The organism is Pseudomonas sp. MM213 (assembly GCF_020423045.1).
In the GTDB taxonomy this organism is placed as follows: domain Bacteria; phylum Pseudomonadota; class Gammaproteobacteria; order Pseudomonadales; family Pseudomonadaceae; genus Aquipseudomonas; species Aquipseudomonas migulae.
Window position 1 is genome coordinate 564,276 of record NZ_CP081943.1, and the last position, 25,576, is coordinate 589,851.

19 protein-coding genes are annotated in these 25,576 nt (G+C 59.6%); 10 read left to right on the top strand and 9 right to left on the bottom strand.

The window, feature by feature from the left end:
* The first annotated feature begins 305 nt into the window (after positions 1–305).
* A complete protein-coding gene (locus K5R88_RS02710; protein WP_226299129.1) occupies positions 306–11,135 on the top strand; it encodes a peroxidase family protein in 10,830 nt (3,609 codons plus the stop codon).
* A 679-nt stretch (positions 11,136–11,814) separates the two neighbouring features.
* Here K5R88_RS02710 and K5R88_RS02715 read toward each other — a convergent pair.
* Positions 11,815–12,177 (bottom strand): DUF6463 family protein, encoded by a 363-nt coding sequence (locus K5R88_RS02715; RefSeq protein WP_192417472.1) that lies wholly within the window; start codon positions 12,175–12,177, stop codon positions 11,815–11,817.
* A gap of 103 nt (positions 12,178–12,280) precedes the next feature.
* Complete coding sequence (locus K5R88_RS02720; RefSeq protein WP_226300227.1) at positions 12,281–13,330, bottom strand: alpha/beta hydrolase family protein; 1,050 nt, start codon at positions 13,328–13,330, stop codon at positions 12,281–12,283.
* Positions 13,331–13,694: 364 nt separating this feature from the next.
* Here K5R88_RS02720 and K5R88_RS02725 point away from each other — a divergent pair, with 364 nt between their 5' ends.
* Positions 13,695–14,402, top strand: a complete 708-nt coding sequence (locus K5R88_RS02725; RefSeq protein ID WP_226299130.1) for an ion channel — start codon at positions 13,695–13,697, stop codon at positions 14,400–14,402.
* Between the two features lie 69 nt (positions 14,403–14,471).
* Here K5R88_RS02725 and K5R88_RS30715 read toward each other — a convergent pair whose 3' ends face one another.
* The gene (locus K5R88_RS30715) at positions 14,472–14,606 is read right to left on the bottom strand and encodes a hypothetical protein (RefSeq protein ID WP_263286214.1); all 135 of its coding nucleotides are present in this window, start codon (positions 14,604–14,606) and stop codon (positions 14,472–14,474) included.
* A 222-nt stretch (positions 14,607–14,828) separates the two neighbouring features.
* On the opposite strand from K5R88_RS30715, the gene K5R88_RS02730 reads away from it, so the two are divergent.
* On the top strand, positions 14,829–15,278 hold the full coding sequence (locus tag K5R88_RS02730) for an anti-virulence regulator CigR family protein (protein WP_223450306.1): 450 nt from the start codon (positions 14,829–14,831) through the stop codon (positions 15,276–15,278).
* A 133-nt stretch (positions 15,279–15,411) separates the two neighbouring features.
* Complete coding sequence (locus tag K5R88_RS02735) at positions 15,412–15,915, top strand: hypothetical protein (RefSeq protein WP_226299131.1); 504 nt, start codon at positions 15,412–15,414, stop codon at positions 15,913–15,915.
* 80 nt (positions 15,916–15,995) lie between these two features.
* Here the strand turns inward: K5R88_RS02735 and K5R88_RS02740 are convergent, their stop codons facing one another.
* Complete coding sequence (locus K5R88_RS02740; protein ID WP_207286558.1) at positions 15,996–16,430, bottom strand: GFA family protein; 435 nt, start codon at positions 16,428–16,430, stop codon at positions 15,996–15,998.
* Positions 16,431–16,457: 27 nt separating this feature from the next.
* Positions 16,458–17,399, bottom strand: a complete 942-nt coding sequence (locus K5R88_RS02745; protein WP_192496331.1) for a carbon-nitrogen hydrolase family protein — start codon at positions 17,397–17,399, stop codon at positions 16,458–16,460.
* Between the two features lie 103 nt (positions 17,400–17,502).
* Between K5R88_RS02745 and K5R88_RS02750 the strand changes: the two genes are divergently transcribed.
* From K5R88_RS02750 to K5R88_RS02760, 3 genes are all read left to right on the top strand, one after another.
* Positions 17,503–18,192, top strand: a complete 690-nt coding sequence (locus K5R88_RS02750; protein WP_226299132.1) for a winged helix-turn-helix transcriptional regulator — start codon at positions 17,503–17,505, stop codon at positions 18,190–18,192.
* Between the two features lie 42 nt (positions 18,193–18,234).
* The gene (locus tag K5R88_RS02755) at positions 18,235–18,561 is read left to right on the top strand and encodes a low molecular weight protein tyrosine phosphatase family protein (RefSeq protein WP_008039559.1); all 327 of its coding nucleotides are present in this window, start codon (positions 18,235–18,237) and stop codon (positions 18,559–18,561) included.
* 89 nt (positions 18,562–18,650) lie between these two features.
* On the top strand, positions 18,651–19,124 hold the full coding sequence (locus K5R88_RS02760; RefSeq protein ID WP_226299133.1) for a DUF6130 family protein: 474 nt from the start codon (positions 18,651–18,653) through the stop codon (positions 19,122–19,124).
* Between the two features lie 71 nt (positions 19,125–19,195).
* Here the strand turns inward: K5R88_RS02760 and K5R88_RS02765 are convergent, their stop codons facing one another.
* Entirely contained in the window at positions 19,196–20,149 is a 954-nt protein-coding gene (locus tag K5R88_RS02765) for a LysR family transcriptional regulator (protein ID WP_223555852.1), read from the bottom strand.
* A gap of 215 nt (positions 20,150–20,364) precedes the next feature.
* On the opposite strand from K5R88_RS02765, the gene K5R88_RS02770 reads away from it, so the two are divergent.
* Both K5R88_RS02770 and K5R88_RS02775 read left to right on the top strand, forming a co-directional pair.
* On the top strand, positions 20,365–21,105 hold the full coding sequence (locus tag K5R88_RS02770) for an AzlC family ABC transporter permease (RefSeq protein ID WP_226299134.1): 741 nt from the start codon (positions 20,365–20,367) through the stop codon (positions 21,103–21,105).
* On the top strand, positions 21,102–21,428 hold the full coding sequence (locus tag K5R88_RS02775; protein WP_223416245.1) for an AzlD domain-containing protein: 327 nt from the start codon (positions 21,102–21,104) through the stop codon (positions 21,426–21,428). Before K5R88_RS02770 ends, K5R88_RS02775 begins: the two co-directional genes overlap by 4 nt.
* Positions 21,429–21,459: 31 nt before the next feature.
* On the opposite strand, the gene K5R88_RS02780 is transcribed toward K5R88_RS02775, so the two are convergent.
* Positions 21,460–22,437 (bottom strand): PDZ domain-containing protein, encoded by a 978-nt coding sequence (locus tag K5R88_RS02780; RefSeq protein ID WP_226300228.1) that lies wholly within the window; start codon positions 22,435–22,437, stop codon positions 21,460–21,462.
* A gap of 263 nt (positions 22,438–22,700) precedes the next feature.
* Here K5R88_RS02780 and K5R88_RS02785 point away from each other — a divergent pair, with 263 nt between their 5' ends.
* A complete protein-coding gene (locus K5R88_RS02785) occupies positions 22,701–22,913 on the top strand; it encodes a DUF1059 domain-containing protein (RefSeq protein WP_008030813.1) in 213 nt (70 codons plus the stop codon).
* 124 nt (positions 22,914–23,037) lie between these two features.
* Here K5R88_RS02785 and K5R88_RS02790 read toward each other — a convergent pair whose 3' ends face one another.
* Together K5R88_RS02790 and K5R88_RS02795 are read right to left on the bottom strand one after the other, a co-directional pair.
* Positions 23,038–23,925 carry a DUF2950 domain-containing protein gene (locus K5R88_RS02790; RefSeq protein WP_226299135.1) on the bottom strand — a complete coding sequence of 296 codons (888 nt, stop codon included), beginning with the start codon at positions 23,923–23,925 and terminating at the stop codon, positions 23,038–23,040.
* 26 nt (positions 23,926–23,951) lie between these two features.
* A complete protein-coding gene (locus K5R88_RS02795) occupies positions 23,952–25,457 on the bottom strand; it encodes a DUF3300 domain-containing protein (RefSeq protein WP_226299136.1) in 1,506 nt (501 codons plus the stop codon).
* Positions 25,458–25,576 lie beyond the last annotated feature (119 nt).

A 25,576-nucleotide genomic window follows, 5' to 3' on the forward strand; every position in this document is an offset into this window, starting at 1 on the left:
GCATGTCGATCACTTCGTTCTACTGCAGAGGGAAGGGGCTGTTCAGCAAGTTCGCCTTGACCTCAAGTTTCCATGGCCCGCCTAGGGCCCGGGTTCGCTCTGCCTGATCGCTTAGCGAGCCATTCTTTCGCGAGTTCCGCGAATTCCAGGCGCGCATACCGGGGGCCGTACTGACGGCTTTGCCTTCCCGTGTCAGCTCTCGCCAAAAAAATGAACCTACACACTGCGCAAGCCAGCACCTGACTGGGCGCGGGAGGATTCTTTTCGTCCCGTGCCCTTCACCAAAGAAATCGAGGGCAAGCAAAATGGCCAATTTCAACAAGTCCGACCTGGAGTTCATCCTCAAACAAATTTTCATCGCAGAAGCACATGCCGACGGCGCCAGCCTCAGTGATTTGCTACCCAACAGTCAGGTGCCTTTCGGCCTGCGCACCGTCGATGGCAGCTACAACAACCTGGTGACCGGGCAAAGTGAGTTTGGCGCTGCGGACAATGCCTTCCCGCGCCTGCTGGACCCCTCGTTTCTGGCGTCATACTCCGGGACAGGGGATGTGATCGACCCACAACCACGGATTATCAGTAACCTGATCGTTGATCAGACCGCCAACAACCCGGCTGCGGTTGCGGCGAACGGCGGTGCCGATCCGGTCATCAGCCCAGGCCCCGACGGTGTCTTCGGCACGGATGACGACAAACAAGTGTTCTTCATCCCCAACCAGTCCGCGGACGCCGGACTGACTGCGGGCTTCAACTCGTGGATGACTTTCTTCGGCCAGTTCTTCGACCACGGCCTCGACCTGGTCAGCAAGAGCGCTACCGATTTTGTGTTTATTCCGTTGCAGCCGGACGATCCGTTGTTCGTGCCGGGCAGTCCGACCAACTTCATGGTGCTGCCACGGGCCGTGCGTACGGCCGGCGCGGACGGAATTGTTGGTACGACGGACGATGGGCAGCTCAACACCACCTCGCCGTTCGTAGACCAAAGCCAGACTTACAGCTCACACCCCTCGCATCAGGTATTTCTGCGCGAGTACGTCATCAACGCGGCAGGTGACCCTGTTGCAACCGGGCGCTTGATTACCAATCGCGATCTGGGCGCCGATGGCGAGTTCGGCACTGCCGATGATGGCGGCGCCGAAAATGGCGGCATGGCGACCTGGGCAGTGGTCAAGGCCCAGGCCCGTGACATTCTCGGCATCAACCTGACCGACGCCGATGTGCACAACGTGCCGCTGCTGGCGACCGACGCGTATGGCAACTTCATCCGTGGCCCGGGCGGTATGCCGCAGGTGGTGATGCGCATCAGCAACGGCGCAGACGGTATCGCCGGTACGGCGGATGACATCACGCAACTGGTCGAAGGCAACCGGGATGCTCCGATCAGTCTGGCCAACGCCGTGAGCACCGGGCATGGCTTCCTCGACGACATCGCGCACAATGCCGCGCCGGTGCTCGTCGACGGGGTTTTGCAGGCGGATGGTGACACCGAAATCGGCAATGCGCAGCCAGTGGGCGCGGGCGGCAACAACCTGACCTACGACAACGAACTGCTCGACGCTCACTACATTGCCGGCGATGGCCGGGCGAACGAAAACATCGGCCTGACCACTGTGCACCATGTGTTCCACTCCGAACACAACCGCCTGGTCCAGCAGTCCAAGGAAACCATCCTGGCCTCTGGCGATCTGGCGTTTCTCAATGAGTGGCTGGCAGACGACGTCGCGGCAATTCCGACTACTCCCGCCGAAATCGCAGGATTGGTGTGGGATGGCGAACGGCTGTTCCAGGCCGCCAAGTTCGGCACCGAGATGCAGTATCAGCACCTGGTGTTCGAGGAATTTGCGCGGACCGTTCAGCCGCAGGTCGACGAATTCCTTGCCCCCAACGGCTATGACACTTCAATCAACCCGGCCATCCTCGCCGAGTTCGCCCACGTGGTGTATCGCTTCGGTCACTCGATGCTGACCGAGACTGTCGATCGCTTCGACCCCGAATTCAATCCGGTCCTCTCTGACCCGAACAACCCTGACGCGCAGCTCGGTCTGATCGCAGCCTTCCTCAACCCTCTGGCATTTGCCGGCAGCGGGGCTACCGCTGACGAAGCGGCAGGGGCGATCATTCGCGGTGTGACCCGTCAGCTCGGCAACGAGATCGACGAGTTCGTCACCGAAGCGTTGCGCAACAATCTGCTGGGTCTACCCCTCGATTTGCCGGCCCTGAACCTGGCGCGTGGGCGCGACACTGGCATCCCTACGTTGAATGAGGCGCGGCGTGAGTTTTACCAGGCAACCGGCGACAGCCAACTCAAGCCGTACATCAGTTGGGCTGACTTGGCGGAAAACCTCAAACACCCCGAATCCCTGGTCAACTTCATCGCGGCCTTCGGTACTCACGGGGCATTGACTGCGGCCGATGTGGATACGCTGGTCGAGATGCGTGCGGTCGCTGCTGCCCTGGTGTTTGGCGGCAGCGCGGTGATCAACGCCGGCACTGCCGATGAGCGTACTTTTACCGCCACTGAAGAGGATCGCCTGGCATTCCTTAACAGCTCGGGCACCTACGCCATGGTCAATGGCGTCACCACCACCGGTGTCGACGACATCGACTTCTGGGTCGGCGGCCTTGCCGAAGAGAAGATGCCGTTCGGCGGTATGCTCGGCTCGACGTTCAACTTCGTGTTTGAAACCCAGATGGAGGCGTTGCAGAACGGCGACCGTTTCTACTACCTGTCGCGTACGGCGGGCCTGAACTTCGGCACCGAGCTTGAGAACAACTCCTTCGCCAAGCTGATCATGCTCAACACCGATGTCACCCACCTGTCGAACACCGTGTTCCTGACACCGGCGTTCACCCTCGAAGTGACCCAGGCCAATCAGTTCACTGGCCTTGGCGTCGGCGGTCGTGCCGACCCGACGGGCGGCATCATGATCAACGGCGTGGAAGTCGTGCCGCTGGTGATCCGCGACAACCCCGACACCGTGGGCACGGACAGTAATTTTCTGCATTACACCGGTGAAGATCATGTCGTCCTCGGCGGCACCGCCGCCGATGACATCATCATCTCCGGTGAAGGTGATGACACCGTTTACGGCGACGGCGGCAACGATGTCCTCGAGGGCGGCGCCGGGAACGATGCGGTACTTGGCGGCGCGGGTGATGACATCATCACCGACTCGTTCGGCGACAACCGCCTGGAAGGCAATGCCGGTAACGACGTGATCGTGGCCGGTAAAATGGGGGTTGCGGGCAACCTGATCCTTGGCGGCGATGGCCAGGACTTCATCATCACCACCGAAGACATCAGCACCACCTTCGGCGGTCAGGGTGACGACTTCATCCTCGGTGCCAAGACCAACCTGCCACCGACCGGCAACGAAGGTGATGACTGGATCGAGAAAGGCACCCAGGACGGTGCGCCTGGCGATAACTTCTCGCCATTGCTCAATGACGATGTGGTCGGCAACGACATCTTTGTCGGCGGTGGTGGCTTCGATGAAATGATCGGCGAGGGTGGCGATGACATCTTTGTCGGCAGCGATGCCCAGGACAAGATGGACGGCATGTCCGGGTTCGACTGGGTGACCTTCAAAAATGACCAGGTCGGCGTGACCGCCGACTTGTCCCTGGCCGCGCTGGCGCAGCCACATGGCAACGCGCCAAACCAGAACGCCGGGGTGTTCAATCCGGTCGGTGCCTCGCCGGCCTCGATTCTCGACCGTTTCGCCGAGGTCGAAGGCTTGTCCGGTTCGAATTTCGGCGACGTCCTCAAAGGCGATGATGTTGATGCGGTCACTATCCTCAACCACGGTGGTGCCACGGGTGGTGCACTGACCAATGTGGACTTGATCCGTGGACTGGCGCAGTTCCTGTCCGATGCCGGCTTGCCGACCACCGGCTTTGCCACGGGCAACATCATCCTCGGTGGCAATGGCAGTGACCTGATCGAGGGCCGCGGCGGCGATGATCTGATCGATGGCGACAAATGGATCAACGTCAGAATCGCAGTTTATGCCCCCGGCGACGTCAACCATACCGGCCCCGAGATCGCCAGCTTCGACAGCATGGCTGATATGATCCCGTTCATGCTGGACCGTACGTATAACCCTGGGCAGCTCAAGGCCGTGCGGGAAATCCTGCCCGGCACCTCGACGGGCGGGGCGGCGTTCGACACCGCGATTTTCTCCGGGCTTCAGTCCGAGTACACGGTGACCCAGGACACCCGTGGCACGGCCAACCTGGCGGACGATGTCTGGACGGTGACGGATACCGTTGCGGGTCGCGACGGCACCGATACCCTGCTGCATATCGAGCGCCTGCAATTCGCCGACACCCAGCGGGTGCTGGTACCGGGGCTGAACGCACAACCGGTCGGCAGGCCGACTGTCACGGATGGCAACGGCGGCGACATTACAGTGGGCGACACACTGACCGTGAGCATGCTCGGGGTGAGCGATGCCAACAACGTCACTGCGGGTAACCCGCAGGGTCTCGTCAACAATACTTCGGTGTCTTACTACTGGCAGTTCGAAGCCGACCCAGGCAGTGGTGTGTTCGAAGACATCATCCTGTTGCCTGCGGGTGACCTGGCGTTCCAGAGTGCCGATGGCACCTCCTTCAAGGTCTCGCCGGATCTTGCCGGGCTGTCACTGCGGGTCAAGGCTATCTACCAGGATGGCCATGGCACGACTGAAGTGGTGTTCTCGCAACCGACAGGCGTCGTGGTTCCCGGCGCACCGGTCGTGCCGACAGCACCGACACCGGTAGTCAATGCCACCGAGGGTGGCCCGGGCCTTAACATGGTCCGCTCCGACCTCAACTTCATCCTTGATCAGATCAAGATTGCCGAGGCTGAAGCGGACGGTCAGAACATCCTCTCGCTGATCCCGAACATCCGCGCGCCGCTGGGCCTGCGTGCGGTCGATGGCTCGAACAACAACCTGATGAACCTCAATGGCATCAACAACACCGAGTTTGGTGCTGCGGATAACACCTTCCCGCGTTTGACCGATCCGGTCTTCAATCCGGCGGAAGGTGCACCTGCCGGGTTCTTTGGCCCTGGCTCGCCGGCCATTCCGGGATCGTCGTATCAGCAGACCAGCGGCAATGTGTTTGACTCGCAGCCGCGCACGATCAGCAATCTGATCGTCGACCAGACGTCGAACAACCCGGCGGCGTATGCAACGGCGTACGACGTGGGCGCGGACGGTGTGCTCAACTTCGGCGCGGAGGGTAGCGACGATGTGCTCAAGGATGGCGTACGGATAGTCGCCAGCCCCGGCCTGGATGGTCAGTTCGGTACTGGCGACGACCACGATGTGTACATGTTCGAGAACACCGCTCCGGATGCCGGGTTGTCCGCGCCGTTCAACGCCTGGATGACCTTCTTCGGGCAGTTCTTCGATCACGGTCTGGACCTGGTGACCAAAGGCGGTTCGGGCACCATCTTCATTCCGCTGCAACCGGATGATCCGCTGTATGTGCCAGGCGGCAACGCTAACTTCATGGTGCTGACCCGCGCGACCAACCAGCCAGGCGCGGATGGTGTTCTCGGCACGGCCGACGACATCCATGAGCACTCCAACACCACCACGCCGTTCGTGGACCAAAACCAGACCTACAGCTCGCACCCATCGCATCAGGTGTTCCTGCGCGGGTATCTGCTGACCGATGACGGACCCATCGCGACGGGCAGGCTGATCACCAACCGTGACCTGGGGGCGGATGGCAAGTTTGGTACTTCAGACGACAGCGAAATCGGTGGCATGGCCACCTGGAAAGTGGTCAAGGCGCAAGCCAACGACATTCTGGGTATCCACCTGACCGATGCCGACGTCGATAACGCCCCGCTGTTGGCGACCGATGCCTATGGCAATTTCATCAAGGGGCCGAACGGCTTCCCGATGGTCGTGATGAAAGGCGTTGACGGTCTTGGCGGTACGACGGATGACGAGCTTGTCGAAGGTAATCCGCTTGCCCCTATTGACCTGACCAATGCTGTGCGTACCGGTCACCAGTTCCTCGTCGACATTGCCCACAATGCCGCGCCGGTGTTCATCGGTGGCGTGCTCGCGCCTGACGTGGGTACCGAGATTGGCAACGACGTGCCGGTCAATCCGCAAACCGGGGCCAACCTGGCTTACGACAACGAGTTGCTGGATGCGCACTACATCGCTGGCGACGGCCGGGTCAACGAGAACATCGGCCTGACGGCGGTGCATGCGATCTTCCACTCCGAGCACAATCGGCTGGTCGCGCAAACCAAAGACACCGTGCTCGACTCGGGTGACGTGGCTTTCCTGAACGAGTGGCTGCTCAATCCAGTGAGCGCGTTGCCGGTCAATCAGGCGGAGATCGATGCGTTGGTATGGAATGGCGAACGCCTGTTCCAGGCGGCCAAGTTCGGCACCGAGATGCAGTATCAGCATCTGGTGTTCGAGGAATTTGCCCGGACCATCCAGCCTAACGTCGATCTGTTTTTCGCACCGACCCAGGTCTATGACGTTGACCTCGATGCCTCGATCGTCGCCGAGTTCGCCCACACCGTGTACCGGTTTGGCCACTCGATGCTGACCGAGACCGTCGATCGCTTCGACGTTGATTTCAACGTGATCGGCGATCCGAACAGTGCTGATCCCGATCAGCAACTGGGCCTGATCGCGGCGTTCCTCAACCCGTTGGCGTACGCCGCCAGTGGCGTGACGCCTGAGGACGCGACCAGTGCGATCGTGCGGGGGATCACTCGGCAAGCCGGTAACGAAATCGACGAGTTCGTCACCGAGGCGCTGCGCAACAACCTGCTCGGGCTGCCGCTCGACCTGCCGGCGATCAACATCGCCCGTGGCCGCGACGTTGGGATTCCTTCACTCAACGCGATTCGCCGCGACATCTACAGCCAAACCGGTGACACCCAACTCAAGCCGTACACCAGCTGGGTCGACCTGGTGCAGCACCTCAAACATCCGGAGTCGTTGATCAACTTCATTGCAGCCTATGGCACCCATGAGACGATCACGACGGCGACCACGCTGGAAGGCAAACGCGCTGCCGCCATGGCACTGGTGTTCGGTGGTACGGGGGCGCCGGATGACCGCATGGACTTCCTCAACGGCACCGGTGAATGGACCAACGTAACGCGGGCCGGCAAGGATGGAGTGCTGGGAACAGCCGACGATCTGAAGGGCGTGACGATCACGGGGGTCGATGCCATCGACCTGTGGATCGGCGGTCTGGCCGAAGCGAAAACGCCGTTTGGCGGCATGCTCGGCTCGACGTTCAACTTCGTGTTCGAGAACCAGCTGGAAAAACTGCAGGATGGCGACCGCTTCTACTACCTGGAACGTACCGCTGGCCTGTCGATGAATGCCGAGCTTGAAAGCAACTCGTTCGCCAAGCTGATCATGGCCAACACCTCGGCCACGCACTTGCCGGGCCTGGTGTTCTCGGACGTTGCGTTCTATCTGGAAAGGGACCAGAGCAAGCAATTCAACGATGGCCTGGGCAATGCCGATCCGCTTGGCGAAAACGGCGAGCAGGTGGTGTTCCGCGACAACCCGCTGACCGCAGGGCCGGATGCCAACTACATCAAATACACCGGTGCAGAGCATATCGTGATGGGCGGCACCAACAGCGCCGATATTCTCATCGCGAGTGAGGGGGATGACACGATCTGGGGCGACGGCGGCAACGATCGCATCGAAGGCGGTGACGGCAACGACCAACTGCGCGGCGGTTCCGGTGACGACATCATCACCGACAAGGGCGGCGACGATAACATCCAGGGTGGCGACGGCAACGACGTGCTGCACGGAGGTAACGGCGTCAACCTGATCATCGGCGGGTTCGGCAATGACTTCATCGTGACCGGTGAGGACGCCTCCGAAGCCATTGGTGGTCATGGCAACGACTTCATCCTGGGCAGCAAAGCCAACGAACAGGACATGGGTAACGAAGGCGACGACTGGATCGAGAAGGGCACTTCGGACGGTGCACCTGGCGACAACTTCGACCCGCTCGGCAACGACCCTATCGTCGGCCACGATGTGTTCATCGGTGGTAACGAGAACGATAAGTTCAACGGCGAAGGCGGCGATGACATCATGGTCGGCAGTCTCGGCTTCGGTGATCGCTATATCGGCGGCTCCGGCTTCGACTGGGCAACCTTCAAGGGGCTCGCACAGGGCGTGACCATCGATTTCACGGACCGTTTCTTCGATGTTCCGCCAGTACCGGGTTCAGGTGCTTCGGCGCTGGTGCGTTTCGACATCATGGAAGGTCTGTCGGGTTCGTCGCACGGTGACTTCCTGCGCGGTGATAACGAAGACGCCACATCGCTGCCTACTGCGGGTGCAACCGGCAGTGTGCTGACCCACATCGACCTGATCAACGGCCTGGCGGATCTGCTGCCAGCCGGAGCGACGTTCTTCGATGGCGGCAACATCATCCTCGGCGGTAGCGGCAGCGACCTGATCGAAGGTCGCGGCGGTGACGACATCATCGATGGTGACAAGTGGCTGAACGTACGCATCAGCGTACGGGCGAACGCTGACGGCACTGGCGATGAAATCGCCACGTTCGACAGCATGGAGCCACTGGTGCCGTTTATGCTGAACGGCACGTACAACCCTGGCCAACTGGTCATCGTGCGGGAGATTCTGACCGGCACTGACAGCTTCGATACGGCGTTGTTCTCCGGTACTTTGGGGGAATACGGCATCGAAATCGATGGCGACACTGTCATCGTGACCGACTCGGTGCTTGGGCGTGATGGCGTCGATCGCCTGACGGGCATCGAGCGTCTGCAGTTCGCTGACGTTGCGATACCGTCCGGAGTCGGCACCGTGCAAAACAGCGACCCATCGGGTCACCTGGCAATCCTCGATGCGACTACCGGTGTGCGTGAAGATACGCCAGTCGCCGGCCAGTTGTTGCGCGTCAGTGGTGCGGGGGTACACGACGCGGACAACCAGAGTGCGGCCAATCCGACCGGCGCGATAACCGGTGGGGTGGCTTACTACTGGCAGGTCGAAACCATTCCCGGTACAGGCGTCTATGAAGACATCACCTTTGTCGCCGCTGGCGAGGCAACGCGGGCGACTGGCTCCACCTTCCTGGTGGGCCCCGATGAGGCGGGTCTGAACATCCGCGTCCGGGCGGTGTACCAGGATGCCCAAGGCACGCTGGAGATCGTCGAATCGTCCGGCAACAGTGAACCGACCGAAGGGGCGACCGTTACCGGGCTTGCCGTGCAGAACCAGCTGTTGACCGCCGACACGTCGACCATCGTCGACGCCGATGGCCTGACCAATCCGCAGTTCACCTACCAGTGGCAGGCGAACGACGGGCTTGGCTTCGTCAACATCGCCGGCGCTACCGGTAGCACGTTCTCGCTTGGCCAGGCTCAGGTCGGCCAGGAAGTGCGCGTGATGATCGGTTACGTCGATAATTTCGGTGTGGCCGAAAGCGTTGCGTCCAACATCCTGGGACCGGTGGACAACGTCAACGATGCACCGACAGGCGCGTTGCTGATCAGCGATACGACACCGGATCAAGGGCAAGTGCTGACGGCGCTGACTGCCGGGATTGCCGATGTGGACGGGCTGGGCACCTTCAGCTACCAATGGCAGCAAGGTATCGGTGCTTCCTTCTCCAACATCAACGGCGCGACGGCCTCGACCTTCACCCCGGGTGTGGCGCAGGGCAACCTGCAAATACGGGTGATCGTGCGCTACACCGACGGCTTCGGCACGCTGGAGACGTTGACTTCCGCGGCAACCGCGGCGGTTGCGGTGCTCAGTGGCGTAGTGCTGCAAGGTAACGCACAGGCGAACACCCTCACCGGCGGCGCCGGTAACGATGTGCTGCTTGGCCTGGGCGGGAGCGATACGCTGAATGGCCTGGCCGGTCTCGACCAGCTGTTTGGCGGCACTGGCAACGACACCCTCAACGGTGGAGACGACAACGACATCCTCAATGGCGAGGACGGTAACGACACCCTCAACGGCGGGCTTGGCGCGGATGCCATGAACGGCGGTGCCGGCAACGACACCTATGTGGTCGACAACGTCGGTGACCTTATCACCGAGGCGGTGGGTGGCGGTACCGATCTGGTGCAAACCGCCTTCGCGAGCTATCTGCTCGATGCCAACGTCGAGAACCTGACCTATACCGGTGCCGGTAACTTCACAGGTACCGGTAACGCACTGGCCAACACCATCACCGGCGGGGTGGGTAACGACCTCCTCGATGGCGGTGCGGGTGCAGACCGGATGGTCGGGGGCGCGGGCAACGATACCTACATCGTCGATGCAGCCACAGACGTGGTGGTCGAGGTGGCGGGTGGCGGTACGGACACCGTGCAGACTTCGTTGGCCAGCTACACGCTGAGCGGTAATGTCGAGAACCTGACCTACACCGGAGTCGGCAACTTCGCCGGCAGCGGCAACGGGTTGAACAACGTCATCACCGCCGGGGCGGGTAACGACACCCTCAATGGTGGCGGCGGCAACGACATCCTCACCGGCAACAGTGGCAACGACACACTCAACGGCGACGCGGGTAACGACCAACTGGTGGGTGGCATTGGCACCGATACCCTGAACGGCGGCAATGGCGATGACAGCCTCGACGGAGGTGACGGGGCGGATACATTGAATGGCGGGGCAGGCAGCGACACGCTGCTCGGCGGGCTGGGTGATGACAGCCTGGATGGCGGTACCGGCACCGATCTGCTCCAGGGCGGCGATGGCAATGACACGCTGCTCGGTGGAGACGCTAACGACACCTTGCTGGGTGGTATCGGCAATGACTTTATCGATGGCGGTACAGGCAACGATACAGTCACGGGTGGTGCCGGCAACGACATGATGGTTGCCAGCAATGGCAACGATATCTTCATGTTCTCAGCGGGCTTCGGGGTCGATCAGATCATTGGCTTCGATGCCAACGCGGCAGGAGGGCAGGACCGCCTCGATATCTCCGCGATGAACATCACGGCTGCGACCTTTGCCGGCAGCGTCACCATCGCCGATGTCGGTGCGGATACCCTGGTCAGCTTCGCTGGTGCTGACTCCATCCGCCTGGTCGGTGTGGCCGATGCGACAACCGTCACTGCCACGGACTTCATTCTCACCACTTGAGGTACTGATCAGCACGCTTGAAAAAAAGCGTGGAAAGCGGAAGGGAGGGCAGCGATGCCCTCCCTTTTTTTATGAGAGGCGCCTGGCCGTTTGTTCAACTGGCAATGCGTGAACCAACCTGGCAGGGCGGTCTGTCAGACAGTGGGAAACACTCGATCAACAAATGACCTGGGAATGGGGAATTGGGGAATGAGGAATGAGGAACCAGACTTGAACATTTCAGCGAACTGCGCGATTTGCAGCCTGTTGGTTTCGCTTGCCGCTTCTGCTATCGGGGGTATCCCGACTTCAATCGGGACTTCACCCGATCCGCAACACAAACAACGCTTAACTGCTGAACCAGGTGAACAGACTCCAGAATGCCCCTATGGCAAAGATGAGAAGCATGAGTGCCAACGTGCGGACTAGCGGCTCACTTCGCATGAAGGTAACTCCTCAGAAGGGTTGTGCAGCACAGGTGGAAATCTGTTATCCCGTGATAACAACTTCAAACTTTCAATTAATACGCTAGTGAACGCACAGCATTCTCTATGCCAGAAAACTGAACAGCCAATCATTCCCGGCTGGCGGCGCAACTTGATCCCCTGGCCAATGAAAGTTGACACAGGAATCGGGTAATACAGCCCGTTTATGGGGGATTTTTCTCATCGTGGGGGGGATATTGCGGGGGGAGCTTTAGTCAGGCGTACAAGCCATACCCTGCCGCGATGAGCAGCGGAGAAACCAGCAGCGTTGCCCAAAACCCCGATTTTGGAACAGCAATGACGCAAATGATCGAGATCATCAGCACATAGATGCCGACCATTTTAAGTAACGCGAGATCCCCAACGGCTACGGCGTGAATCGCTGTATGCCCCGCGAGCATAAAAAGCGGACCCAGCAGGGTAAACCAAAGGGCGGTACGCCGATCTTCGTGCGCTCTGAACTGGTCAATGAAGCCCGCGTCTACAGCGGCGGCGAATGCTGTTTTGAACTTGAAAATACCTAACGGAATATGGAGGACGCCCAAGGCGAACAGGGTCCATGCGACGATGTTGGACATATCGTTAATGCTCCGTAACGGTAAGGTTGGATAAGAGAAAGGGGCGGATTATTTCTGAAAATAAATCCGTCCCCTTTTGACCTGGCAGTTAATAACCTCGTCTTCATTCGTTGCGAGGTGACGGCGGCAGAAACTCGATGATCAGCGAAGTAACCTGCTGTTGGATCAAATCCCTTGAGCGAGCGCCATTGCCATCACCATCCCGGCAAATGATGCCATCGCCTGGCACTTCCTCTTCGAGCATCGCTTCTGCGCCAGGTTTGCACACTGACAAGAAGCTGAAATGGCTTGCGTCGCTGATTTCTACGTAACGGCTTGACGCCGGAGGCAGGCGTTTGGCCAGGTTGGCAGACTCCAGCTCAGCGGGAAGATCGTGCGACGGTACGCCGGCAGCGATCACCAGCGTTGGTACCGGCAGCGCGGCCAGGCTTTCATCGGTCATGCCCCGTGAAAGGCCCAGGTCCAATGTGACCACAGACGTGACGCGTTCATCGCGCAAATCGGCGGCCAACGCGGTCTTTGATTCTGAGGTGCTGGCGGGATTCATCTTTCCGTAGACGGTGCAACTTGCTAACTGCGGGTGGGCTTTGCAGTCGTGGGCGAAGCGGTCTGGATCGAAACGGGCACCGGCGATTTCCAGGGCGGTCCAGCCGCCGAGTGAATGGCCCACTACTGCAATTCGGTCATTGGCGACCAGGCCGAATTTTTCCGGTTGAGCCGTGACCCCATCAATGGCTCGGCTCACATCAATGGGCCGCTGCCATAACTGCGCTGCTGCTTTTGGGCTACGGTCATGAGTGGTGGAGCCAGGGTGATTGATTGCAGCGACGATGTAACCCCTGTGAGCCAGAGCGCTGGCAAGCCAGATCTGGTTGCTCCAGTTTCCTCTGTACCCGTGGGAGAGCACCAATAATGGATGCTTGCCAGCAGCGGGCGGTGCGTCACGAACGGCAGAAGCCCCGACGAACACCACATCATCGCCAATCAATTGCGTGGCGGCGGAAGTTGCACTCGGGTACCAGACGACCATTTCCAGTGTGCGGTCATTGTGCGCATCCGCCAGTGTGGAAGAGCGGAAGCCGACAGGGTTCTCGGCGGCGAGCGCGACAGTCGTCAGGCAGGTCAATAACAGGGCGCTAAAAGCTATTTTCAATGTCGTTTCTTCCTTGAATGGACAAGTACATGGCAACCGGAGCCCGCCGTCAGGCGCATCCATCGTACGGAGTCGAAGCTCATGGGGTTGCCTGTAAGCACGGACATTAAAGCCCACATTCGAACCGCCGCGCACAACTTTCATCATTAACGCTGTTCGCGGTCTTTAGTGAGAAGGCTGAACGCTAACTTTTGGCCGATTGCCGTCAGTCGATCAGGGTAGAAATCGACCCATAGTTGTCCGGCTGAATCCTCTCACATGCATTCGCGACTAGAATTCCACTGCCGACACTTCTAAAACCAGGCCAGTTTTAAAACCTGTAGCGCCAGGTCTCGAACGTTGTTTCGGTCTATGGGAAACCGCTATGACAGATCCGAAAAACAAAACCGAATCCGATGAGGATCTAGGTCAGATGGTCATAGGGCGAGGGCCCTGCACCTATCTGTTGCTGCTCTTACTTGGATTGATCCTCCTGTTTCCCTTTCTTGAGGAGGGCATATTTGCCCGCACGTTGCTCGGCATTCTGTTTTCAACCGTGCTGCTCGTGGGCGCTTTCGCCACCCGGCAGACACGGTGGGGGTTCATCTTAAAACTGGGCCTGGCGTTGCTTGGGGTTGGCCTGCAATGGGCGGCGTTGTGGGTTGGCAGTATCGCGATTCTTAATCTTGCCGGGATAGCTTATGCGACATCTCTTGCAGTCTCGTTCATCGGAGTGCTTCGCTATATTCTCCAGCGCGGGCCGATTACGGCCGACAAGCTGCATGGCGCGCTTGCGGGTTACATCCTGCTGGCGTTCGTCTGGTCCTTCGTCTATGCCTTGCTCGAGATATCCAGCGCTGGCTCATTCGGCCCAAGCCACCTCGACTTTGGACAGCCCGGCACGTTCTTCAAACTGATCTATTTCAGCCTCACGACGCTCACGACGCTCACGACCACCGGTTACGGTGATGTTCTGCCGTTGACCAACCATGCCCGCTCACTTGTGATGGTCGAAGAATTTTCAGGCGTCTTTTATGTGGGTGTTGTGATAGCGCGGCTTGCCGGTCTGTATCCGTCGAATCAGACGAAGTGACTCTCGATTTGCCGTGGCCGAACCGATGCCGTCAGTCGGGAGGTAATGTTCGCTGTTGATCGCTTTCCACTACGACTTCTTCGACGGGTAGTTGCCACGCAAGCCCCCGGATTTGTTGCCGGTTTTGCCGGGCAGGTTGGGCACCACCGGGCGGGATCTGGGCTGAGGGTTGGAGCGGCTGCGGGGTTGAGGTTGTTTGCTCATTGTTCACCTCCTGAAAACGCCTGGCTACTTGGTGCTCTGCATTGACACTTGGCTAGTGTGCTACGAGTTACCAAAATCCGCAGCACACAAGCGCAGACAAAACGGGCTGCTGACAAGGCGCAGATGCATCGGGTGGGGCCATAAATAAGCGGAACTGGAACTCACATCGTCAATAGCGTCTAAATTTCAGAGAGACAACCCGCCACTCTGAGGGAACGACTCATGCACAGATCACGCTCATTGGTTGCCGCGATTACATGCCTTGCGCTGGTTTGCGGCTCAGCGACCGCATTGGCTGATCCTGGTAATGGAAAGGGCCAGGGAAAAGCGCAAAACAATCAAGTCCATGGCAATCAAGGCGGCAAAGGCAAAAACGCCGGAGGCGGCGATTGGAGTCATGGCCCCAGTATCAATCAGGGAAGCATTCTCGGGATCGTTGGCGAATACAGGGACTACTGGAGTCCCGGCCCTGCGTTGCCACCCGGAATTCAGAAAAACCTCGCACGAGGAAAGCCGCTTCCACCCGGCATTGCGAAAAAGCTGGATGGACGCCTGATTGGCAGGTTGCCGCATTATGATGGATACGAATGGCAGCAAGCAGGCACCGATTTGATACTGGTCGCACTGGCAACCGGGATCATCTATGAAGTCCTCAACGGGGCCTTTGACTGATATTTGAACCCTGCGGTTGCGGTGCTTTTACCAGGTGGTGAGCGCACCGCACTCCGTCCGTCGCAGGAGTTGAACTGTCGCCGGGCAATTGCGTCCTAATGCATGCGATATCAACCACCTTATGGAAGCAATCATGCTTTTAAAAAACAAGAGTTTCGTTGCTGTCATGTCATGCGCCCTCATGCTTGCAGCCGCCCCATTACTCCCTGCTGACCTCTCTGTCATGAACTCCGCCTATGCGAAGGACGGCAACGGAGGCGGTAATGGCGGTGGTGGTGGTAACGGCGGCGGAAACGGTGGTGGTAATGGCGGCGGTAATGGCGGTGGCCACGGCGGCGGCACAGGTGGCGGTCACGGCGGTTCCGATCACGGCAACGCCAACAGCAACGGCCATGGTAATGGACTGAGCAGCGATCATGCCGGAAGGGCTGTTCGCGACCGTGGCGAAAGCGGAAACCACTACGGCAGTGACCGCAATGGTGAGCGCGGTCATGGCACAACGACGTCTGGCATCGCCCATTCCAAAGACACTCGCGGCGTGGCCAAAGCCTCCGCAATCTCGGCCTCGACACCTGGGGATCACAACGCGAAAGGGTTGAGCAAAGCCGGGACGTCGATTTCAAAGAAATCGCACTGATCAGCGTCACTCGCAGCACGCAACCCTGAACAAAACGGGCGCCCGACAAGGCGCCCGTTTTTTTTACTCCGGTGTCAGTGCTATTCGTCCACGCTGATACCCGATCCTCCCAGTTCGTTGGGAACATCTTTCAGCTTGGGCAACCCATCCTTGATGCGCAGCACGCTCTCCTGATAGTGCACGTGAACGCCTGGCGAGTACGCGAGATCCGGAATGATCGCGGCATACACGTCGACGAGCCCCATGCCCGGGTGTTCAGTGAAGAGATGCCCGCCACACGTCTTGCACCACTTGCGGTAACTCTGCGGTGTCTTGTTGTAGGTGCCGATGTTGTCAGCCCCGCGAGTCACCTGCACCGCCTCGGGTTTCCACAGCGTGAAGGCGTTGACCGGTCCTGCTGACCAATGCCGACACGACTCGCAATGGCAATAACCCATCCCGACCGGCTCGCCACTGACCGTGAGCTCGACTGCGCCGCAAAAACAACTGCCCTTGTAAGACCGTTCACTGTTCATTGCATAACTCCCATCAATGGTTTGCCTTCACCCGTCGATATAGCGCACCGCAGTCGCCGGTGTGCGCCGCACCTGCAATTCGAAAATGTCAGGGCGCGCGTAATGCCCGGTGACGTCCAGCGCTCGCCGCGCTGGCGCCACCTGTGCGACGTCGATGTCCGCATACAAAATGCCGGCCTCCCGGTGCAATGGACCGGCGACGATCCGGCCTTGCGGATTGACCACCACCGAGTCGCCGTCGTTGATCCATTCCTGCGGATCGGGAAACAGTTGCGCACGCGCCGGAAAGTCTTCGGGGATGTCGCTGCCGCGCAGTGCGGTGCCACTGCCGAGCACCCAACAGCGTCCTTCGAGTGCAATGTGACGCATCGTGCTGATCCAGCCATCGCCCGTGTCGTACGTGGGGGCGACGTAGATTTCCACTCCTTGAGCATAGAGTGAATAACGTGCCAGCGGCATGTAGTTTTCCCAGCAGATGAGCGCCCCCACGCGACCGACCGGTGTCTCGACCGTACGCAGGCCGCAGGCATCACCAAAGCCATGCACCATTCGCTCGGGATTCGTTGGCATCAGCTTGCGGTGTCGGTTGAGCACTGCGCCGTTCGCGCCGATAACGACTACGCTGTTATAGAGCGTGCCGCCGCCATTGCACCGGTCGCATTCATTGATGCCGCACACGATCGTCACGGCGTGAGCCCTCGCGGCCTCGCACAAAGGGCTAAGGTCACCGTTCGTAATATCAACGGCGTTGGCCAGCAACTGCGTGTGCAACTGGCCCATGACAGCCCCGTCCTTTCCCGCCGCCAACCGCCAGATCCACGACGGGTAACCTGGAATGAACGACTCGGGCAAAACGATCAGCGAAGCTCCCGCCGCCGCAGCTTCGGCGACCGATTGCACGGCCCGGGCGATCGTCGCGCCGCGATCGAGCAGCACGGGAGGGCGCTGAATAATGGCAACCTTGGTCATGGCGTTCACCTTTGGTTCTTGGCTTCGAAGGCTTGAGCGTGCGCGTAGCGAAGTGACGGGGCTAGTTCAGAATCTGAAGCGTTGTAATTGCGGAGCCCAGGCAATGGACGAAAGCTACGGTCAGTTCTGCACGGTCGCACGTGGTGCCGAAGCACTGTGCGAGCGCTGGACACCTTTGGTTGTGCGCGAGTTGTTGTGCGGCAGCAAGCGCTTCAACGAACTGCACCGCGGCGTACCCCGGATGTCCACCAACCTGCTGACACAGCGGCTGCGCCATCTGGAAGAAATCGGCGTCGTGCACCGCACGGCCACGGGCAAAGTCTGGGAGTACAGCCTGACCGAGGCGGGCGAGGAGTTGCGCCCCATCATCATGGCGCTGGGTCATTGGGGCGCACGCTGGATCGGCAGCCGCCTGCGCGATGACGAACTCGACGCGGGCTTGCTGATGTGGGACGTGCGCCGGTTCGTGCGCATCGAAACATTCCCGCCGCGACCGGTGGTCATCCACTTCACGTTCCGCGACGCACGGCCCGGCGAACAAGCGTGGTGGCTCGTGGTTGAAGAGGGGGTAGCCGACCTGTGCCGCGACGACCCTGGCCGCGAACTGACCCTCGTCGTGGACTCCAGCGTGCGCGCATTGACCGAGGTGTGGACGGGCGACCGCACGCCGGGGGACGTTCTTCAGTCGCGAGAGCTGCGTGTGGATGGCGCCGTACAAGACGCGAAAAGCCTGTGGCGCTGGCTTGGCACGAGTGCGTTCGCGGGCACCCGGAGTGCGGCAGTGACCCGGTAATTCGCCTGAGTCTCAGGCGCGTTAACTGTCGGGAGTCATACGATGTTGAACGTACTTTTCATCTGCAGCCAAAACCGCCTGCGCAGCCCCACGGCCGAACGACATTTTGCTGACTGGCCCGGCGTGAAAACCGCGTCGGCGGGCATCAGCAACGATGCGTATGTTCCGGTCAGCCTGGAACTGCTGCAGTGGGCTGATCTGATCGTTGTCATGGAGCCCATTCATCGCAACAAACTGATGGCTCGATTTGGTTCGGAACTGGCGGACAAACGCGTCGTTTGTTTGGACATACCGGATATTTTTCAGTACATGGAGCCGGCGCTGATCAAGCTATTGGATGAGAGGGTTGCGCGGTATTTGCCTTCCTGAAGTGAGCGGCAAAAGACGCGTCGTCAGCCCTGCGATGCATTTTCTGCAATGGACTAGCCTTGAGTAACATCACGCGGGAGTAAAACGCCATGTCCCTCGCTCTCAGAAATCTGTGTGTCCTGGTCTTGGGCGGCTTTTTTTGCATGGCTGCATTCGGTGAAGGAGAAGCGGATACCGATCACCCACCGGCAATACTCCCGCTGGAATCCGAGGCGCTGCCAAAACTCATTGCCTATCCGCCGCTTGCCGAGCCGTTGGCCCGCGGCGTTGTCATCATCCAGTATCGAACAGAGCACGCCAGGATCATGCCGGTGTTTGGCAAGTCAGCGGGTGAAGTTTCACCTCGTCTCAGCCACCTCCACGTGACGGTCGATGACTGGAAAGGTACGTGGGCGCATACCAGTGACGGCCCGATTATCCTGGTTGGACTGACGCCCGGTGCACACAAGGTTCTTCTGGAAGTGGCCGACCCGACGCACAAGATCCTCACCGGTACGACAGTGAGTTTTACCGTTCCCGAGAAGAAATCATCGAACGTCTCCCACATGGACGCTGGTGGCTGAAGCGTTCAGCGGGTGTTTCATCGTCGGGTGTTTTTCGGGGCGGCTTTTCAGCTGCCATCTTCGTAAATCGCTCACTTGAACTGAGCAACCAGCCAATCCTTCAAACGCCCGCACGCAGGATCATCCGCCTTCTTCTCATTAATCATCAAATACTGAACCGCCTCTCTGAGTGTCAGCTCTTCCGTCACCGGCCGAACCAGGCGCCCCTGCTGTACCAGATGCCTCACCAGATGATCCCAGCCCAGGGCGACACCTTGATTGTCCAGCGCCATTTGCACCAGAAGGCTGTAGTCATTGCTGCTGAAATAGTGCGGATTTTCCGAGGCCGGGATCTTCAGGTCATGGGACTGGAAAGCGAACCACACATTCCAGTCGACCTGTTCCGTCAACTGGGAACGGCCATAAGGGTTCAGGTCCAGCAGGACGCTGTTGCGCATGCCCTCCAAAGTCCTCAGTTCTGGATGCGCTTCCAGATAACCAGGCGTGCACACGGGATAGACGACTTCGTGAAACAAGGGGACTCGCAGATAGCCGGGGCGCAGATCACTGGTCTGGGTGATGAAAATGTCCGGAATGATTCCGGGCTCCATCACCAGAAAATGCTGGGTGGTGATGACATTCAGGTCGACATCGGGATTGGCGCTGAAGAAGTCTTTGAGCCTGTGGGATAACCAAAGCGCCGATAGGGCGGGCGAGCAGCAAAGTGTCAGGGTGCGTTTGTCGCTTTTTTCGCGACGGATTCTTTCGGTTGCTTGAAAGATGTTGAGCAGGGACAGCTGCGCAGCATCGAAGAGCGCTGTGCCCGAGGCTGTCAGCCTGACTTCCCTCCCGGTGCGCGTGAACAACTCGGTGCCCAAATAGAGTTCCAGCTCGCGAATCTGACGGCTGATCGCCGCCTGGGTGACACACAATGCCTCGGCGGCCCGGGTGAAGTTCCGATACTTGGCAGCGGCCACGAAGGATCTCATGGCCTTGAAGGACGGCATTGAGAGCAGGGCCTGATCAGGCTGTGAGCTTTTAGCCATAACAAAAACTACCTGTTTTCTCGAAAAAAAAGTCGGTTCTGCCCATCGGGCTCCGGGTCCACACTCTACCGCACGATGGGCTGCGGACCATGGGCCAGGCAAAGATCTGCCCAAGTGGCGTGCAATAGCCCCAGCTTACCCTGTATCGCGCAGCGGAATGGCCGGCGTCACGGTCCATCGAACCGCCAGCGCGAACACCAGACCAAGGAGTCGAAATGCCGTACCGAACAGCAACGGAAGCGTTCATGCAAGGTGTCCGGGCGCTCATTCCATTGAGTCCCGGTGTCGTTCCTTTCGGCCTGCTGACGGGGGTCATGGCGATCAACATGGGCATGTCGCCCGGCACGACCATGGGCATGACGCTGCTGTTCTACTCGGGTTCCGCGCAGATGGTTGCACTGCAACTGCTGCATACGGGGGTTGTGCCGCTGGCAATTGTCGTCACTGCGCTGGTCATCAACTTGCGCTTCATCATGTACAGCGCGTCACTGGCGCCTTACATGCACCATTTGCCCAAGCGCTGGACGTGGCCTTTGTCCTACATGCTTTCTGACCAGTCCTACGCGCTGTGCAGTCTCAAGCTGTCTTCAGGCGAGCTGGGGGCATTCGCACATCACTACTATGCAGGCACCGCCGTGGCCATGTGGCTGTCCTGGCAATTGTCGGTATTGGCGGGCGTCTACCTGGGCGCGAGCATCCCCGAAACCTGGTCGTTGAGCTTTGCCATACCGCTTTCCTTTCTGGCGCTTCTGGTGCCCGGCATACGTAACGCGGCGAGCCTGGGTGCCGCGGTGGTCGGAGGGATACTCGCGGTGTTGGCGATCAACATGCCCTACAACCTCGGGCTGGTCACCGCTTCCATCGGCGGGGTCATGGCGGGACTGTTGATCGAGACGGTTCGCAAGCGCCCATTGAGCGAGGCGCGGATCCATGACGTCGAGAGGGAGACACCATGAATGATTTAGCTTTGTGGGGGATGTTCCTGGCGGTCGGCCTGGGAACCTTCGCCATGCGCCTTTCCTTTGTCGAACTGTATGGCCGGCTGCGCATCCCGGCATTGCTGAGTCGGGCCTTGCTTTACGTACCGGCGAGTGTGCTGGCGGCCCTTGTGCTGCCCGCGGTGGTGTACCCCAACGGGCAGAGTGAGTTCGTGTTGAACAACCCTCAGATACCCGCCGCCATTATCGCGGCCTGGGTCGCCTGGCAGACTCGCAATACAGTCCTGACACTGGCGGTCGGGATGGGAGCGGTGTGGTTATTCAAGTTTATCGGGCTGTAGCGCTCCTGGACGAAACGCAACGCCCAAAGGTTCAGTCAGTTTTCAGGACCATTTTCACGTCGCGTTTTGCCTGGTTGCGCCAGACGCTCACGGTCGCTTTGTAGCCGACGCGCATGCGCGATGAGATATCAGCGACGTCTTGGGCACTGGCGACTTCCTGGCCGCCGATTTCGACAATGACATCCAATGGCTTGATGCCGGCTTTGTCCGCCGCGCTGCCTTTGACCGTGTCGATCACCCAGGCACCCTGTGTCGACGGCAAGCCCACAGCCTTGGCATAAGTAGAATTCACCTCGCCGAGGTTCATGCCTTGCAGGTGGGAGGAGGGCGCAGTGTTTTGCGCCGCCGATGTGCTCACCGGTAACATCGATACGGGTGTACCTCCGGGCCCGACCACCACGGGCAGAGTCTGAAACGCCTGGTAGCGCCAGACCTTGAGGTTGACCGTGGAGCCTATGGGCGCCTTGGCCAACTGCAAACGGAACTCTACGGAGTCAGCGACAGGCTGCTCATTGACCGCCACGATTAAATCATTAGTCAGTATTCCGCCCTGCTGCGCCGGGCTGCCGGCGCCAACGTTGTAGACCACTACGCCGTTGGTCGGCATGGAATACAGCGACGCTTTCTGTGCGTCGACGGTTTCCATGGCGATACCGATTTTGCCCCCCGGGAAATTGGCCGTTTTGCAGCCTTTCTCCTGCCAGGCCGGGCTGGCCGCAACTTTACGGGCCTCCGCAAGCTGTTTGACCAGCGCATTGGTGCTGGTCATATAGCCCGCCGCTTCGATGAGGGACATTTCAATGTACTCGCAGCTACGCGAGCGATAGCGGTCGGGCGTCTCGCGGTCGATGAGGCGCTGCATGTTAGCGTTTTGATCTGCCGCTAATGGAGCCTGCGTCGTACCGGCAGGCACGTCGTCGTATCCTCCCGAAGCTTGCACGGCAGCGCCGTACATATAGTAAAACGGGTCCAGTTGATCAACGATGCAACCGCTCAGTGATGACATCATCGCCGTCACGCCCAAGATTCGTCCCACGTTCTTAAGGCGTGTGTCCATTGTCTGTTCCCCAGAGATTCTTACGGCAAGTGCCAGAAATTCAGCGTTGTCGCGGCAAAGTAAACCAAGCTGATAGCACAGCGCTACCGTGTTTTTTTGACGCCAGGGCTGCGGACGTTCGACATCGGGGCGCGCCTTTTGGCGGGCCTATACTTCAAACGTCAGCACACTCGATGCGACCTACGTCGAGTGATCGTTCACGAGAGGAGAAGATCATGGCGCGTAAATACATCGACTGCCGCGAGTTTCCAAGCGATACCAAATGCTCGGTCGCGCTCTGCGCAGACTCTGAAAACGAACTGCTCGAGGCTGCCGCACAGCATGCGGTCAGTGTTCACAAACACACCGACTCACCGGAACTGCGTGCTCAACTGAAAACGATGTTTCACGACGGCACCCCTCCCGTTGAAGCACCGCGCTCGGTTTAGCAAAAAAGGGACAGGCTACGATTAGATGAGAATTGTCGTCTGTCCCGTTTTTCTATGGGCGCCCTTAAAGGTCCCGGGGATTAAAAGGTACTACCCGGTAACGGGCCGGCGGGGCGGATAAATACTACTGCTTCTGATCTTCCACCTCCTTCCAACTGTCGTCTGGATCAAACCGTTTCATCGACTGCGCCAGTTTGTAACCGTCAGGTCCCAAGTCTTTCTCGAACACTTGGCCTTCATGACTGATCATGAAACTCATCACCCCGGTGTCTTTATATTTCGTCGGCCAGGCGATCAGTGCAAAACCGCGACTCATCTTGTCACCGATAAGGTAGCTGTAGGCGCCACCCGGTGCCGAAGGGCCCTGGCCTTCAAGGATGCGAAAGTGATAACCGTGCCAGTCTTCGTCGGCAATGCGTTGGCCGAACAAGGGGCCCAACGGGCTGATCTGACCGCTGTCGTCGTCCTGCCAATAGAGCCCGTCGTGCTTGCCGGCGGTGCTGAAAAACTTCTGCGCATACTCAAGGGCGCCGTCACCGTCACGGTCCTCTGACGCATAGTCCATCTGGGCGTCGTGGTACGTCAGCGCCGATTGCAACGCGGCCAGTTCGTTGCGGCCAATTCTACGGACACGGATTTCTGCGCTGCCGGCCTTGATGTCAAAGCGCCAACCTTTCTCCACTTTTGTCATGGGGATCGGCAATGTCCAGTGGTCACTGCCCACCGACAGGATCGCCTTGCGGTCGCTGGCTTTTTCAATGGCATGTTGCTCGTGGTATTGCTTGATGAACGCATCCACATCACTGCGTTCCACGCCTTCGCGCGGGATGAAACTGCGCCATTCAGTGCCCAGCAACTCCGTCAGGCGTGCCTGATCGGCGTGTTCCGTACCTAATGCGTCGACGAACGCTTGAGCGGCTTTTTCTGGCGTGGGAAATACCTGCTGTGCCGTGACAACGCACGACCATGCCAAGCCGGCAGCGATCACCAAGGCATGAGCGGGCAGGCCCATGAGCGTATTCATTCGAGGATAGTGTTTCAACGACGGCCCCCCCCCCTTTGACGCGCAGGCGGACTGGATGGCCGACTGACCTGATGGCCAGCTGATCGCGCCGCACTGGGACGTTGCGCGGATGCCTGACTGGCCCGCCCACGATTGACCTGCGCGCTGGTTTGGGACGGTGCGCGCGCTCCGGCGAATGCGTTGTTGCGGGCGCCGCCCTGACTGGCGGCGGGTCGTTGTGGCGCCCGTTGTGGCGCCGTTTGGCGCGTCTGGGCACGCTGATTGGCGTCGGCGCTCTGTCTTCTGGGCTGCTGACTCTCGCGAGTGTTTCGGGCTGTGCCTTGGCCCCTGTCAGCTACCTTCGGTCTGTCTGCGCCTTGGCCCCTGTCAGCCGCCTTCGGTCTGTCTGTACCGGCTTGCTTGCGATTGAGGCCCGCAGTCTGGGCGGCACTCGCTCGATCACGGGCTTCGCGGTTACTGGTCGCAGGTCGCTCGATACCGTGCCTGTCCATGGAGCTTCGGGCTTTTTCACGGGCCTGGGCGCGCTGGGCATTGTCCCCGCGATAGGCATCACGCTGGTTGGCACCATCCAGTTGGCGGCCGTACTGTTGGCGGCTCCTGTTGTCGCGATAGGGCACGCCATCGCGATGAATGGAGTTGTGCTGCCAATTGTTATTGGTGATCTGGTTATTACGGTTGATGTTGTTGTAGCGGTCGATGTCGATGTCGACATCGTTATTGCCCCAGTCACATTCACCCCACAAGGACGCGACGATCGCGACGCCGGTCCCAAATGCCAGCCCGGCCATCAATGCCGAACCGGGGTAATAGGCGGGCGGCGGAGGGTAGTAAACAGGCGGTGAAGCCGGGTAGGCCCAAGTGCCGTAGGTTGTTGTCGGGTTGTAGGTAGGGACGTACACCACCTGCGGATCGGAGGGCTCAATGATAATGGTGGTGTTGTTGGCAGGGAGCTGAGCCGGCGCTGGCGCTGAGGGGGCTGGTGCGGGCGCGGGTGGCGCCGCTGCCTGAACCGTCACGTTCTGATACTGGTTGCTCTGCAGGTTGCCGGCTGCTTGCGCCTGATGACGCAAGCGTTGCACACCCTCCATGACATCGTCGGGCTGCGCCAGGAATGCATCACCCAGGCGTTGTACCCAAACGGGATCCTGTCCCAGCGTTGCAAGGACCTGCGGAAAGGCCACCAACGCCTGCACGCTCGGATCCCACGGCTGGCTAGCCACTTGTTTGACCGCATCATCACCCTTGGCATCGGGGTGCGCCTTGGACCAGGTCACCGCCTCGGTGACTTCCCCAGGGTAAGTGGTGGCCATCAGCACCTGAGCCAGCAACGGGTCCGGGTAAAGCGCAATGGGCGCCAACATTTGGTCCAGCTGCTCTTCGGTAAACACCGCGTCTTTGACCGCCGCCGCGACGGGCGCCGGCTCGGCAGCGCTTGCGGCCGCCTCCACTGGCTGCGCGTGAAGGGCAGGGCTGCTCAGAAACAGTACGGCTGACATCGCGAAAAACAACGGGATGCTCATCGCGCGGCCTCCATGTGGCCAGGCAGGTTTGAAACGACTGGATCAATGTCGGAAAGGTGAAAGCGGGTAGCCTCAATGCCTCAGGCTAAGGGTAGTAGCTAAGATATTTTTCGCCATGA